Origin of the sequence: Bacillus sp. cl95 (genome assembly GCF_900115925.1) — a bacterium.
Classification (GTDB): domain Bacteria; phylum Bacillota; class Bacilli; order Bacillales; family Cytobacillaceae; genus Neobacillus_A.
Map to the genome: position 1 here is coordinate 326,075 of NZ_FOYF01000002.1, position 13,238 is coordinate 339,312.

The 13,238-nt window shown below is 39.0% G+C and carries 15 protein-coding genes; 14 read left to right on the plus strand and 1 reads right to left on the minus strand.

Annotation, left to right across the window (positions count from 1 at the left end; translation table 11 throughout):
* The first annotated feature begins 1 nt into the window (after position 1).
* The 10 genes from ruvX to BMZ31_RS06860 all read left to right on the plus strand — a co-directional run bounded on the left by ruvX (position 2) and on the right by BMZ31_RS06860 (position 9,301).
* Positions 2–418 carry a Holliday junction resolvase RuvX gene (gene ruvX, locus BMZ31_RS06815; RefSeq protein WP_090830975.1) on the plus strand — a complete coding sequence of 139 codons (417 nt, stop codon included), beginning with the start codon at positions 2–4 and terminating at the stop codon, positions 416–418.
* Between the two features lie 13 nt (positions 419–431).
* A complete protein-coding gene (locus BMZ31_RS06820; protein WP_090830976.1) occupies positions 432–722 on the plus strand; it encodes a DUF1292 domain-containing protein in 291 nt (96 codons plus the stop codon).
* A gap of 232 nt (positions 723–954) precedes the next feature.
* The gene (mltG, locus tag BMZ31_RS06825; RefSeq protein WP_090830977.1) at positions 955–2,091 is read left to right on the plus strand and encodes an endolytic transglycosylase MltG; all 1,137 of its coding nucleotides are present in this window, start codon (positions 955–957) and stop codon (positions 2,089–2,091) included.
* 245 nt (positions 2,092–2,336) lie between these two features.
* On the plus strand, positions 2,337–3,005 hold the full coding sequence (locus BMZ31_RS06830; RefSeq protein ID WP_090830978.1) for an O-methyltransferase: 669 nt from the start codon (positions 2,337–2,339) through the stop codon (positions 3,003–3,005).
* Positions 2,998–3,927: a peptidase U32 family protein gene (locus BMZ31_RS06835; RefSeq protein WP_090830979.1), complete on the plus strand. Its 930-nt coding sequence runs from the start codon at positions 2,998–3,000 to the stop codon at positions 3,925–3,927. Before BMZ31_RS06830 ends, BMZ31_RS06835 begins: the two co-directional genes overlap by 8 nt.
* A 25-nt stretch (positions 3,928–3,952) precedes the next feature.
* Positions 3,953–5,221: a peptidase U32 family protein gene (locus BMZ31_RS06840; RefSeq protein WP_090830980.1), complete on the plus strand. Its 1,269-nt coding sequence runs from the start codon at positions 3,953–3,955 to the stop codon at positions 5,219–5,221.
* A gap of 1 nt (position 5,222) precedes the next feature.
* The gene (udk, locus tag BMZ31_RS06845; protein WP_090830981.1) at positions 5,223–5,858 is read left to right on the plus strand and encodes a uridine kinase; all 636 of its coding nucleotides are present in this window, start codon (positions 5,223–5,225) and stop codon (positions 5,856–5,858) included.
* A gap of 170 nt (positions 5,859–6,028) precedes the next feature.
* Positions 6,029–6,505 (plus strand): transcription elongation factor GreA, encoded by a 477-nt coding sequence (gene greA, locus BMZ31_RS06850; protein ID WP_090830982.1) that lies wholly within the window; start codon positions 6,029–6,031, stop codon positions 6,503–6,505.
* Between the two features lie 89 nt (positions 6,506–6,594).
* Positions 6,595–8,352 (plus strand): peptidoglycan D,D-transpeptidase FtsI family protein, encoded by a 1,758-nt coding sequence (locus tag BMZ31_RS06855; protein ID WP_090830983.1) that lies wholly within the window; start codon positions 6,595–6,597, stop codon positions 8,350–8,352.
* A 283-nt stretch (positions 8,353–8,635) separates the two neighbouring features.
* Positions 8,636–9,301 (plus strand): YrrS family protein, encoded by a 666-nt coding sequence (locus BMZ31_RS06860; RefSeq protein WP_090830984.1) that lies wholly within the window; start codon positions 8,636–8,638, stop codon positions 9,299–9,301.
* An 86-nt stretch (positions 9,302–9,387) separates the two neighbouring features.
* On the opposite strand, the gene BMZ31_RS06865 is transcribed toward BMZ31_RS06860, so the two are convergent.
* Entirely contained in the window at positions 9,388–9,597 is a 210-nt protein-coding gene (locus BMZ31_RS06865; protein WP_090830985.1) for a YrzA family protein, read from the minus strand.
* A gap of 164 nt (positions 9,598–9,761) precedes the next feature.
* Here BMZ31_RS06865 and BMZ31_RS06870 point away from each other — a divergent pair, with 164 nt between their 5' ends.
* Genes BMZ31_RS06870 through BMZ31_RS06885 form a run of 4 tightly spaced genes read left to right on the plus strand, consistent with a single transcriptional unit; the run spans position 9,762 to position 13,199 of the window.
* Positions 9,762–10,400 carry a class I SAM-dependent DNA methyltransferase gene (locus BMZ31_RS06870; RefSeq protein WP_090830986.1) on the plus strand — a complete coding sequence of 213 codons (639 nt, stop codon included), beginning with the start codon at positions 9,762–9,764 and terminating at the stop codon, positions 10,398–10,400.
* Positions 10,401–10,417: 17 nt separating this feature from the next.
* Entirely contained in the window at positions 10,418–11,119 is a 702-nt protein-coding gene (gene mtnN, locus BMZ31_RS06875) for a 5'-methylthioadenosine/S-adenosylhomocysteine nucleosidase (protein ID WP_090830987.1), read from the plus strand.
* 22 nt (positions 11,120–11,141) lie between these two features.
* Positions 11,142–12,065, plus strand: coding sequence for a cysteine synthase A (cysK, locus tag BMZ31_RS06880; RefSeq protein ID WP_090830988.1), 924 nt, complete (start codon positions 11,142–11,144; stop codon positions 12,063–12,065).
* Positions 12,066–13,199, plus strand: coding sequence for a bifunctional cystathionine gamma-lyase/homocysteine desulfhydrase (locus BMZ31_RS06885; RefSeq protein WP_090830989.1), 1,134 nt, complete (start codon positions 12,066–12,068; stop codon positions 13,197–13,199).
* The last annotated feature ends 39 nt before the right edge of the window (positions 13,200–13,238 follow it).

Below are 13,238 nucleotides of genomic sequence, written 5' to 3' on the forward strand. Positions count from 1 at the left end.
TATGCGTATTATGGGGTTGGATGTCGGCTCCAAAACAGTTGGGATTGCAATTAGTGATGAGCTGGGCTGGACTGCTCAAGGCTTGAAGACGCTGAAAATCAATGAAGACAGAAACGTGTTTGGTTTTGACGAAATTGGTGAAATAATAAAAGAGTATGGTGTAGAGAGTGTCGTGGTCGGTTATCCGAAAAATATGAACGGTTCCATTGGACCACGCGGAGAAGCTAGCAAAAGGTTTGCCTCCGAACTTGAAGAACGATTTCAAGTGCCTGCTATACTCTGGGACGAGCGTCTTACCACTATGGCAGCTGAACGTGTGTTACTGGAAGCTGACGTGAGCAGGGCTAAAAGAAAAAAAGTCATCGATAAGATGGCTGCGGTATTTATTTTACAAGGCTACCTAGATAGCAAAAACTAATGAGGTGAAAAACATGAACCACGGTGAAAACAATATTACTGTAGTAGATGAAAACGGCAACGAGCAATTATGTGAGGTTTTGTTTACATTTGATTCTGATGAATTCGGAAAATCTTATGTACTTTATTACCCTATCGGAGCTGACGAAGGTGACGATGAAGAAATCGAAATCCACGCTTCAGCTTTCATTCCTAGTGAAGACAATGTAGATGGAGAACTTTCTCCAATCGAAACGGATGAAGAATGGGAAATGATCGAAGAAATGCTTAACACTTTCTTGGATGAGCAAGAAGGCGAAGAATAATAAATATGTGTGTAGAAAAATGACCGTCTAAAGACGGTCATTTTTTTTGTCTTTTTTCCTTTAATCCGCCCGTAATTGACATTTTTCAACGTCTATGCTGAAATTATTGTGACGTTAGTCTTGCTTTTTTTACATTATGTCTTATTTAAATAAGAAAATAATGTATAATATTGGGTAAGAGATAATCAGATTTTCTAAGGGGTTGCCCTTCAGAAAGGGGAGGGGAATGAAAATGTCATCCGATAAGAATAAATCTAAAAAAGAAATTATTCGCGAAAAAATGATGGAACACCAAGGTGAAGCTAAGATTGTTAGAAGAATCGTCCTCATTGTGTCGCTGGCCATCATTATAGGCGCTTTGGCTATAGGCGGAGGTGGTTACTTATACATCAAATCAGCATTAGAGCCGCTGGATCCAGGTAACAAAAAAATTAAGATGGTTAACATCCCGATTGGGTCTTCTGTAACCGGAATTGCTAATTCACTTGAAGAAAAGGGAATTATTAAGGATGCAAAAGTATTCAAATACTATGTAAAATTTAAGAACGAATCAGGATTTATGGCAGGCGAATATCAAATGACTCCGTCCATGACCATTCCTCAAATCATTACAAGTTTAAAAACAGGGAAGGTCATGCAGGAAGTAGCGATGAAAGTGACGATTCCTGAGGGTAAGCAGTTAAAGGAGATTGCGCAAATCATGGCTGAAGCTACTGGACTTACTGCCGATGAAGTATTTGCGAAGTTGAATGATAAAGAATTTATAAAAATGCTGATGGGAAAATACCCTGATTTGTTGACAGAAGAAATCATAAGTCCAAAGGTTATGTATCCTCTTGAAGGATACTTATTCCCGGCTACTTATCCGTTCTATACAAAAGAACCAACCGTTGAAATGATGGTAACAACGATGCTTGATAAGACTCAATCCATATTGGATGCCTACAAAAAAGAAGCCTTAATTAAGGAATTTACTTCGCATCAGCTTCTGACAATGGCGTCATTGATTGAGGAAGAAGCTACAGCAAAAGCGGATCGAAAAACGATCGCAAGTGTTTTTTATAATCGTATTGAGGAAGGCATGATGTTACAAACGGATCCAACGGTCCTATACGCAAAAGGAAAGCATAAGGAAAGAGTTTTGTATGAAGATTTGGAAGTGGAGTCGCCTTTCAATACTTATAAAAATCTTGGACTCCCACCAGGACCCATTGCAAATGCCGGAGTTATGTCGATTGAAGCTGCGTTAGAGCCTTCTGAAACAGATTTTCTATATTTCCTGGCTACAGGAGAAGGTAAGGTCATCTTTACAAAAACACTTGAAGAACACAATCGTGAAAAAGACAAGTACATCACAAATAAAAAATAATAAAACAAAAGGGGAAAGTTCGCATTTCCCCTCTTTTTATGTTAAAATGGTTCAAGTGTTTTTAATGTCGAAATCTGTTAGCTTTGGTGTCGTTAGGACCAAGCTTTTCTTGATAGCGTAACAAACAGAAAAAGTGTGTGTCTTGCAAGTTGTTTAGACCCGTTATTCTGTGAAACGCTATTTTTTCATGTCTAAAAGAAAAAACTTAAAGAAAAACTTCTTTTTAAGGATAGAGGTGGGGCAGCTTGATTAACGAAAAGCTGCAAGCTTATTTAGAGAATCTAGTTCCTGAACGCAACAGTTTGCTTCTAGAAATGGAAGAGTATGCGCAACAACATGCCGTACCAATTATGGAACGGACAGGAATTGAAATATTGTTGCAATTACTTAGAATACAAGACGCAAAAAATATATTGGAAGTAGGTACTGCGATCGGTTACTCTGCGCTTAGAATGGCAACTGCGCTACAAGAAGCAAAAATCGTAAGTATCGAAAGAGATGATGAGCGTTTTCAGCTTGCTGAAGCTTTTATTGCTAGATCGGAAATCGGAAATCGCATTAAATTGATTCATGCAGATGCTCTTGAAGCTGAAGCAGAGATTAGTACAACCGCACCATACGATGTTATTTTTATTGATGCAGCAAAGGGACAGTATAAAAAATTCTTTGAACTTTACTCGAAATATTTGAATGAAGATGGCGTCATCATTACGGATAATGTCCTATTCAAAGGATTGGTATGTGAAGAGGAAATCGAGAGCAAACGGATACGAAGTTTGGTTCGTAAGATAGATGCATACAATCAATGGTTAAGCACTCATCCTGAATATGACACGGTCATTTTACCTGTTGGCGATGGAGTTGCCATTACACGAAAAAAACATATGCAAGAAGAGGTGACAGATAATGAATAAGCCAGAGTTGCTAGTAACTCCTATTCATATAGATGATATTCCCGCTTTGATTGAGGCAGGTGCAGATGCTTTCGTAATCGGTGAGCAGAGATACGGATTGAGGCTTGCAGGCGAATTCAATAGGGATGATGTCAGAAAAACCATTGAACTCTCCCATGCTAAAGGAGTAAAAGTTTATGTAGCTATGAATGCAATTTTTCATAATGACAAGATTGAAGAATTGAAGGGCTATATTGAATTTCTTTCCGAAGTAAAAGCTGATGCTATCATTTTCGGAGATCCTGCTGTATTAATGACTGTAAAAGAAGTTGCACCTCACATGCAGTTGCACTGGAATACTGAAACTACGGCAACGAATTGGTATACATGCAATTATTGGGGACGTAAAGGGGCTAAAAGGGCTGTCCTTGCAAGAGAAATTAACATGGATGCTATCTTGGAAATGAAAGAAAATGCTGAAGTAGAGATTGAGGTTCAAGTACATGGCATGACATGCATGTTCCAATCAAAACGTTCCTTGCTGGGCAACTATTTCGAATATCAAGGAAAAGCTCTGGAAGTAGGAAATCGTCAAAAACAAACAGATATGTTCCTGCACGATAAGGAACGTTCTAACAAGTATCCTATTTTTGAAGATGAGAATGGGACGCATATTATGAGCCCAAACGATATTTGCATCATCGACGAACTTCAGGAAATGCTTGAAGCGGGCATTGATTCTTTTAAAATCGATGGCATTTTAAAGACATCTGAATACATTATCACGGTAACAAAAGCTTATCGTAAAGCGATCGATGCTTTTATGGAAGACCCTGAGCTTTACGAAGAGAAAAAAGAAGATTTATTAAACGAAATCGAAGAAATTCAGCCTGAAAACAGACCATTGGATACAGGATTCTTCTTTAAAGAGACTGTTTACTAAATAACCGTAAAGGAGGTTCGAAGTCATGAATGTCATGCATGATAAAATATCAGAAATCATCGATGGTAAACGCGTAATTGTAAAAAAGCCTGAACTGCTTGCACCTGCTGGAAACCTTGAAAAGCTCAAGATTGCTGTCCAATATGGAGCTGATGCAGTATTTATCGGTGGACAAGAGTACGGTTTACGTTCAAATGCCGGTAACTTTACATTTGAAGAAATGAAAGAAGGCGTTGAGTTCGCCCAAAAGTATGGTGCGAAAATTTACGTTACAACTAATATTTTTGCTCATAATGAAAATATTGATGGTTTGGAAGAGTACTTGTTTGGGCTCCAGGAAGCAGGGGTAGCGGGAATTATCGTAGCGGATCCATTAATCATTGAAACTTGTCGCCGTGTTGCACCAAACGTTGAAGTACACTTGAGTACCCAGCAATCACTGTCCAACTGGAAAGCTGTTCAGTATTGGAAGGAAGAAGGGTTGGAGCGTGTCGTTTTGGCTCGAGAAACCGGAGCTGAAGAGATTCGCGAAATGAAGGAAAAGGTAGATATCGAAATCGAGGCTTTCATTCATGGAGCAATGTGTATAGCTTATTCTGGACGCTGTACGCTAAGTAATCATATGACGGCAAGGGATTCTAATAGAGGCGGTTGTTGTCAGTCATGTCGATGGGACTATGATTTATATAAATTAGAAGGCGATAACGAAACAGCCCTTTTCAACGATGAAGATGCTGCCTTCGCAATGAGTCCGAAAGATCTTAACTTAATTCAATCCATTCCAAAGATGATTGAGCTTGGAATTGATAGCTTGAAAATTGAAGGAAGAATGAAGTCCATCCATTATGTTGCAACGGTTGTTAGTGTGTATCGAAAAGTTATCGACGCTTACTGTGCGGATCCAGAGAACTTTACAATCAAGCAAGAATGGTTGGATGAATTAGACAAATGTGCTAATCGCGAGACTGCATCTGCCTTTTTCGAAGGTATACCTGGGTATAAAGAGCAAATGTTTGGTAATCATAGCAAGAAGACGACCTTTGACTTTGCTGGCTTAGTGCTTGATTATGATGCCGAAACCCAAATGGTAACCCTCGAACAACGTAATTACTTTAAACCTGGTCAAGAAGTTGAATTCTTCGGACCGGAAATCGAAAATTTCACGCATGTTATTGATAAAATTTGGGATGAAGATGGCAATGAACTTGATGCAGCAAGACACCCACTTCAGATTGTCCGTTTTAAAATGGACAAACCTGTTTACCGTAACAACATGATGCGAAAGGAGAACTAACATGAAACGCAAACCAGTTGTTATAGGAGTAACCGGTGGGTCTGGTTCAGGAAAAACAAGTGTAACGAAAGCTATTTATGAGAGTTTTAAGGGACACTCTATTTTAATGCTAGAGCAAGACTACTACTATAAAGATCAAAGTGATTTGCCGATGGAAGAAAGATTGAAAACCAATTACGACCATCCGCTTGCCTTTGATAATGACCTTCTCATTGAACATATTGAAAAGCTATTAAAGTTTGAAGCGATTGAAAAGCCTGTTTATGATTATGCCATTCATACTCGTTCAAATGAAATCATACCTGTGGAGCCTAAGGATGTTATCATTCTTGAGGGGATACTTGTTCTTGAAGACGAGAGATTACGCGATTTAATGGATATTAAGCTTTTTGTCGACACAGATGCTGATCTACGCATCATTAGACGTATGCTTCGTGACATTAAAGAACGTGGACGCACAATTGATTCCGTTATCGATCAATATGTAAATGTGGTACGTCCAATGCACAATCAATTTATCGAACCATCAAAGCGTTATGCAGATATTATTATTCCAGAAGGCGGCCATAATCACGTTGCAATCGATTTAATGGTCACAAAAATTCAAACAATTCTTGAACAAAAATCAATTTTGTGAAACAATAGGATAGATATTTTATAATTAACAGTCTATTTAGACTGAAGTAAAGTGCGCGCCCTTTCTAAGGACGCGCTCCTATGCATTTGTGACCTCGCTGAGACATAATGCACTACATACCTATTACACAACCTGTTGGGGGATTGTGAAGACTAGAAGGAGTGAGTTTTTTGGCTGCAGAGAAAGTATTTCCTATGACACAAGCAGGAAAAGAAAAATTAGAGCAAGAAATCGAATACTTGAAATCGGTTAAACGTAAAGAAGTGGTAGAGCGTATAAAAATTGCTCGAAGCTTTGGAGATCTTTCCGAGAACTCTGAGTACGATTCTGCTAAAGAAGAGCAAGCGTTTGTTGAAGGTAGAATTACAACTTTAGAAAACATGATTCGCAATGCTAAGATCATCGAAGAAGCTGAGTCAACTGCTGATGCAGTTATGTTAGGACGTTCTGTTACTTTCATTGAATTGCCAAACGGTGACGAAGAAAGCTATACGATTGTAGGAAGTGCTGAAGCAGATCCGTTTGAAGGAAAGATTTCAAATGATTCACCAATTGCAAAAAGCCTAATGGGTAAAAAAGTTGGCGATGAAGTATCTGTTCAAACCCCAGGTGGAGAAATGCACGTTCGTATCACATCAATTAAATAATAGAATTTCGAATCATATTGTGAGCGCTTTATTCCAATAAAATGTTTGAAATTCATAAACCTCGTCAAAACTTTTGACGAGGTGTTTTTATGTGGAGAAAAAGAGCATTGGGCATGGTAATCTTTTGTCTCATCGGATTTTCGTTACTATTAGCGAGATTGGCTGAAATTCAGCTTATCTCGACAGAGAGCTTTTCTAAGCATAATGTGAATTTATTAGAAGCAAGTGTAAGACAAAGGTCTCAAGAAATGGTAATCGATAATGGGCGAGGGAATTTTTTAGACCGTAATGGAGAATCACTTACACATACAAAAATCCCTGTACTTATTCTTTTTCCTTTTTTATCCCGGATGGAATGGGATGTAGAAAAAGTTGCCGAAATTACTGGCGTTCATAAAGAAGATTTGATTGATAGTATTAAGAATGCAAAAGATCCCTTTGCTTTTGGGGATCCCGAACCGGTAAAGTTGACTACTTCGCAAATGGAAAAGATAAATGCCCTAAGAATTCCGGGAGTTTTTGCAGTTGAAAGAAAGTATGAGAAGGAAAGATTTCTTGCAGAACAATTAATAGGGTTAGTAAGAGAAAATCCTAAAGAATTATTGAAGCGTTATCCAGACAAGGAATTGGCACCTGAAACGTTAATTGGCGTTTCAGGCATGGAGTCTAGTTTTGATGAGTTTCTTCTTCCAGAGGGAAAATCAAAATTAGTCTTTCATGTGGATGGAGACGGTGCTCCGCTATTTGGCATCAATGTAAAATATGTTGACCCAGCTAATCCTTTTTATCCAGTAAATATTAGGACGACGATTGATAGGGAACTGCAGGATAACTCAGAAAAACTAGTCGATCAGTATGGAATTAAACGGGGCGGGTTGGTATTGTTAGATATTGAATCTAACTCCATATTAGCGATGGTTTCAAAGCCTTCTGTGAACAAGAATAATCCTTTTGATGGTGCAGGTCTTACTAATATGATGTTGAAACAGCAAATAGCTGGTTCTGTTTTTAAGACGGTTGTTGCCGCAGCTGCCATTGATTATAACCTTGACGATCCTGGACGTACCTTCGATTGCAGTCGAAAATTGAACGGGAAGCCAGATTTGAAATATAATCATGGAATGCTGAATTTTGAAGACAGCTTTGCAAGAAGTTGCAACCAAACATTTGGGCAATTGGCTAAAGACCTAAAAGATATTGATCCTGACATTCTCGAAAATTATGCTAAGAAGTTGGGCGTAATTGGTCGTGTCGGGTGGGAAGGTCCGGTCTTTCATACAAGCAATTTCAAACAGCTTCCTGAAGAAGATGTAGGCCGAGTTTTTTTATCGGATGACGCAAAACGGGATGATAATTTTGTGGCACTTTCAGGAATTGGGCAGCATGAAGTTCGCGTTACACCTCTAGCCGTTGCAAATATGATGGCGACGATAGCAAGGGGAGGTAAGAAAGAGTCTGTAAGGGCTTCTTCTAAGATTGAATATAAAAACGGAACAACCATGATAGATTTTGATAAAACAATCATAAAAGGTGATTCTATCGCTCCCTATACCGCTATGAATCTGCAAAGATTACTTCGTGAAGTGGTATTGAATGAAAAAGGTACGGGAAGATGGTTCAAAGACCTTCCCTTAGAAGTAGCCGGAAAATCCGGTACTGCAGAAACGGGTGTTTTCGTAGATAAAAAACAGTTGCATAACAAATGGTTTGCAGGCTACTTTCCCTATCAAAATCCAAAATATGCTCTCGTGACAGTCAATTTAGATGTTTTTGAAGATGAGGGTGGAGTGAATCCGTTGTTTGCTGATATGGTCAAAATGATTGCTGAAAATGATATGAATAAATAATGTATCAGAACCCGTTTGCAATGCTGGGATAACGGGTTTTTATCGTGTTTAAATTATTCTGTTTATGTACTTTTTGTGAAACTTATTGAATGTTCCGGAAAATTGGATGGATTTTTATCTGAATTGGACAAATGTATGCGGAATTTTGATTAATCTTTTCTATTCAGGCAGCTCATGATATGTTACATGAATGGTATGTAAAGTGGCAAAAGTGAAAATCCTTCATGTTTTGCGCAAGTCATGTTAGAATGTTCACATCCTTAATGCTTGGGAGGTTTATAGATTGAATCATGAGAATTCTAGGACTGGTTTTCGGTCAAAAAGAAAGAAAACGAACCTAATTTTGAATAGCCTTATTGGATTGGTTATTCTTTTAATCATTATCGTTTCCGCAGTTATCTTCATGGGTGATGATGAAAATGCTAATCAAGAGAAAGCAAAGACAAACAATGTGGCATCTGAAAAAGCTGCAAAAAATAAAAAAGATGAGAATGAATCTGCAGTTGTAACCGATGAAGAAGATTCGGAAGTGGTGAATGAAGAATCTGAGGGCGCAGAAGAATCTGAGGACTCTGAAACAGCTCTTGAACCTGAAACGGATAATGTTGTAACGAGTGGCGGAAGTGACTCAAATGTAGAAGAAACGATTGAAAACCCAGGCTGGAAGTCTGTTGGCACTACTCAATCCGGTGATCATGCAACTGTCTATGATGAGAGTTCTGCTGACTGGCAGGAAATGCTGGCAGCTATGTCATATGCTACTGGAATTGATCAAAGCAATATGACGGTCTGGTACCTTGGAAACAATAACGGTAATCCAAATTCTTCAATCGGTACTGTTTCAACGAAGGATAAGCAGCAAACTTATCGAGTTTATCTTGATTGGGTAGATGGTCAAGGCTGGAAACCTGCGAAGGTTGAAAAATTGGTTGAAAACGATAAAGACTAACAATTGGTAGTGAAGGTGGCAGACACCTTCACTTTTTTTGTCCACAAAACTACATTAAAATTCTGGCTAATAAAAAATTGCTGACTTCAGCTCTTTTTTGCCTTAAAGTGAACGACAGCCGTAAAATAAGGTTTTCCTGTTTCTTCAATGTGCATTTGGTGGGAAACAGAGTGTACTGTTAGAAGAATCGTCTTATTGATTTCAATTTGATTATTTATTTTTCTTTCCAACGTTCTTAAGTCCCCAGCGTCAAAAAATTCAACTTTATCTTCAATTAAATCAAACTGAAAATTCATTATATCTTTCCTCCTCTTTCATAAAAACAATTGTAGTGTTAGAAGGCATAACTCGCAACTCTTTGGTTGAATATCTACAAACAATATGCTAAATTGGGAACAAGAATTATTTTAAATCATACTATACTGATAGGAATTATAAGTATATAATAGGGGTGGCAATGATGGGGAGAGAATTCTTAGAACTATTTGAGCAATGGGCAGATTCTTATGATGAAACAGTGGTCGGACATGATTTGGAATACAAAGAAGTTTTCAAGCACTATGAACAGATTCTTGAAGAAGTTGCTGAAAGATCCTTCGGACATGTCATTGAATTTGGAGTGGGTACAGGAAACCTTACAAACAAACTATTAGAGAAGGGTTTAGAGGTTACTGGTATTGAGCCTTCGCCTTCCATGAGAAAAATTGCACAGGAGAAATTAGGAGAACGTGTAACCATTCTTGATGGTGATTTTCTAAACTTTCCATTCCTTGAAAAAGTAGATACATTAGTAAGCACATATGCATTTCATCACCTAACCGATAATGAAAAAGCGGAAGCGATAGCCACCTATGGAAAGCTGTTGCCCCAAGGTGGTAAAATAGTATTTGCGGATACAATGTATGAATCTGAAGCAGAGTATAAAAAAGCCATTTCAGATAGCATCCAAAAAGGTTTCCTTAATCTTGCAACGGATTTGCAAACAGAGTACTACACAACAATGCCGATTTTGAGGGGAATCCTTGAAAGTAATGGATTCGTTGTTAAGTTTTCAAAGTGCAATGATTTTGTTTGGTTAATGGAGGCTGAAAAACAATAGAGAAAGAGGAATGAAAAATGAAAATAGCAATCATCGGAGCAATGGAAGAAGAAGTGACCCTACTACGCGAAAATATTCAAGATGCATCTCAGGAAACAGTTGCAGGATGCGAATTCACTTTTGGTAAGATGCATGGCAAGGATGTCATTTTGTTACGCTCAGGAATCGGCAAAGTGAATGCAGCAATGTCAACAACGATTCTTTTAGAAAAATATAAGCCGGATTACATTATCAACACAGGATCAGCTGGTGGTTTCAATCCTGACCTAAACGTTGGTGACGCGGTCATTTCTACAGAAGTTCGTCATCATGATGTGGATGTAACGGCTTTTGGATATGAATACGGTCAAGTACCACAATTACCTGCTGCTTTTTTAGCAAATGAAGGCCTTGTCAAACTTGCTGAAACTTCTGCAAAGGAAATTGAGGGAATCCAGACTGTTAAAGGTCTTATCGCTACAGGAGATTCATTTATGCATGACCCTGTAAGAGTCGAAGATGTTCGCGGTAAGTTTACTGATCTTCAGGCTGTAGAAATGGAAGCAGCAGCGATCGCACAAGTTGCCCACCAATTCGGAACACCTTTTGTTATCATTCGTTCACTTTCTGATATCGCTGGGAAGGAATCCAATGTTTCTTTCGATCAATACCTAGAAAAAGCAGCATTGCATTCTGCGAATCTTGTTATGAAAATGGTAGCAGGTTTAAACGAAAATTAAGCTGTAAAGGCAGGGGGACATCTTGAAAGTCTATAAAAATGTTCATGAGTTAATCGGTCACACACCTGTAGTAGAGATAACTCAGTTTGAACTACCTGCAGGAGTAAGAGTATTTGCCAAATTAGAACTCATGAATCCTGGTGGTAGCGTAAAAGACCGTCTCGGTCAGGAATTGCTCAATGAAGCCATTCAAAGTGGTAAGCTTGACGAAGGTGGAACGGTAATTGAACCAACGGCAGGCAATACGGGTATTGGATTGGCATTGGCGGCCATAAACAAAGGAATTAATGTCATCTTCTGTGTTCCGGAAAAGTTCAGCATTGAAAAGCAAGAATTAATGAAGGCCCTCGGAGCAACCATCGTACATACTCCGACTTCGGAAGGTATGAAAGGGGCTATTGAGAAAGCAAAACAATTGCTTGTAGAAATCCCGAATTCCTATTGTCCTCAACAATTTGGAAATCCAGCAAACCCAGAAACTTATTACAAGACTCTTGGGCCTGAATTATGGGAGCAATTGGATGGGCAGCTAAATGTCTTCGTAGCAGGTGCAGGTACTGGTGGTACATTCATGGGAACTGCACGATACTTAAAGGAAAAGAATGCAAATATCAAGACTGTTATCGTTGAGCCCGAGGGATCCATTCTTAATGGCGGTGAGTCTGGTCCACACAAAACCGAAGGCATTGGAATGGAGTTTCTTCCGGACTACATGGATCAAAAGTACTTCGATGCCATTCATACGGTTTCTGACGACGATGCTTTTAAACTAGTCAAGGAATTGGCTCGAAAAGAAGGGCTCCTAGTGGGAAGTTCATCTGGGGCAGCTTTTCATGCCGCATTACTTGAAGCAAAGAAAGCGGCACCTGGCACAAATATTGTTGTTATTTTTCCAGACGGCAGTGAGCGTTATTTAAGTAAGAAAATATATGAAGGGGGTATATAAGTGAGAAAGAAAACCAAACTTATTCATGGTGGAATTAGTAGCGATCCATACACAGGCGCAGTTTCAATACCTATTTATCAAGTAAGTACGTACAAGCAAGATGGTGTTGGTGGTCATAAAGGCTTTGAGTACTCCCGCACAGGTAATCCAACACGCCATGCATTAGAAGAGCTGATTAAGGATTTAGAAGGCGGAGAAGCTGGTTTTGCTTTTGGATCAGGGATGGCAGCAATCACGGCTGTCATGATGCTATTCAACAGTGGAGATCATATCGTTATGACAGACGATGTCTATGGTGGTACTTTCCGTGTCATGACGAAGGTATTAAACCGCTTTGGAATTGAAGCGACGTTCGTTGATACGAGCAATCTTGATAACATCAAGAATGAGATTCGTCCTAACACAAAAGCGGTCTATTTAGAAACGCCAACAAACCCATTATTGAAAATTACTGATATCGCTGGCGCTGCTAAAATCGCTAAAGAAAATAACCTTCTTACCATCGTTGATAACACGTTCTCTACACCATATTGGCAAACGCCAATTGAATACGGTGCCGATATCGTTCTTCACAGTGCAACGAAATATATTGGAGGTCACAGCGACGTTGTAGCAGGTCTAGTGGTTGTGAATAGCGAAAAGCTTGCTGAAGATCTTCATTTCGTCCAAAACTCTACAGGTGGTGTATTAGGACCACAGGATTCTTGGTTATTGATTAGAGGAATCAAGACCCTTGGTATCCGTATGGAGGAAACTGAAGAGAATACAAGAGCAATTGTTAAATTCCTTCAAGATCACCCAAGTGTTGAGAAAGTATATTATCCTGGAATTGAGTCCCATCCAAATCATGACATCGCAAAGAAACAAGCCAAAGGTTTTGGTGGCATGATTTCATTTGATGTTGGCAGTGGGGAGAAAGCGGATGAGTTGTTGGCGAAAGTTAAATATTTTACGCTTGCAGAGAGCTTAGGTGCGGTAGAAAGTTTGATTTCTGTTCCTTCACGTATGACTCACGCATCCATTCCAAAAGAGCGTCGTGATGAATTAGGGATTACTGAAGGTTTAGTAAGACTTTCTGTCGGCCTAGAGGATGTAGAAGATTTAATCGAGGATTTAGAACAGGCTTTGAAATAATGTGTTTGTTTGAAAAGGGTGGAGTTTAAACTTCCACCC

Coding starts and splice junctions, on each gene's coding strand:
- udk (WP_090830981.1), top strand. CDS start 5,223: ATGAAACGCAAACCAGTTGTTATAGGAGTAACCGGTGGGTCTGGTTCA.
- BMZ31_RS06865 (WP_090830985.1), bottom strand. CDS start 9,597: ATGAATTTTCAGTTTGATTTAATTGAAGATAAAGTTGAATTTTTTGAC.
- BMZ31_RS06870 (WP_090830986.1), top strand. CDS start 9,762: ATGGGGAGAGAATTCTTAGAACTATTTGAGCAATGGGCAGATTCTTAT.
- mtnN (WP_090830987.1), top strand. CDS start 10,418: ATGAAAATAGCAATCATCGGAGCAATGGAAGAAGAAGTGACCCTACTA.
- mltG (WP_090830977.1), top strand. CDS start 955: ATGTCATCCGATAAGAATAAATCTAAAAAAGAAATTATTCGCGAAAAA.
- BMZ31_RS06835 (WP_090830979.1), top strand. CDS start 2,998: ATGAATAAGCCAGAGTTGCTAGTAACTCCTATTCATATAGATGATATT.
- BMZ31_RS06840 (WP_090830980.1), top strand. CDS start 3,953: ATGAATGTCATGCATGATAAAATATCAGAAATCATCGATGGTAAACGC.
- ruvX (WP_090830975.1), top strand. CDS start 2: ATGCGTATTATGGGGTTGGATGTCGGCTCCAAAACAGTTGGGATTGCA.
- BMZ31_RS06855 (WP_090830983.1), top strand. CDS start 6,595: ATGTGGAGAAAAAGAGCATTGGGCATGGTAATCTTTTGTCTCATCGGA.
- BMZ31_RS06820 (WP_090830976.1), top strand. CDS start 432: ATGAACCACGGTGAAAACAATATTACTGTAGTAGATGAAAACGGCAAC.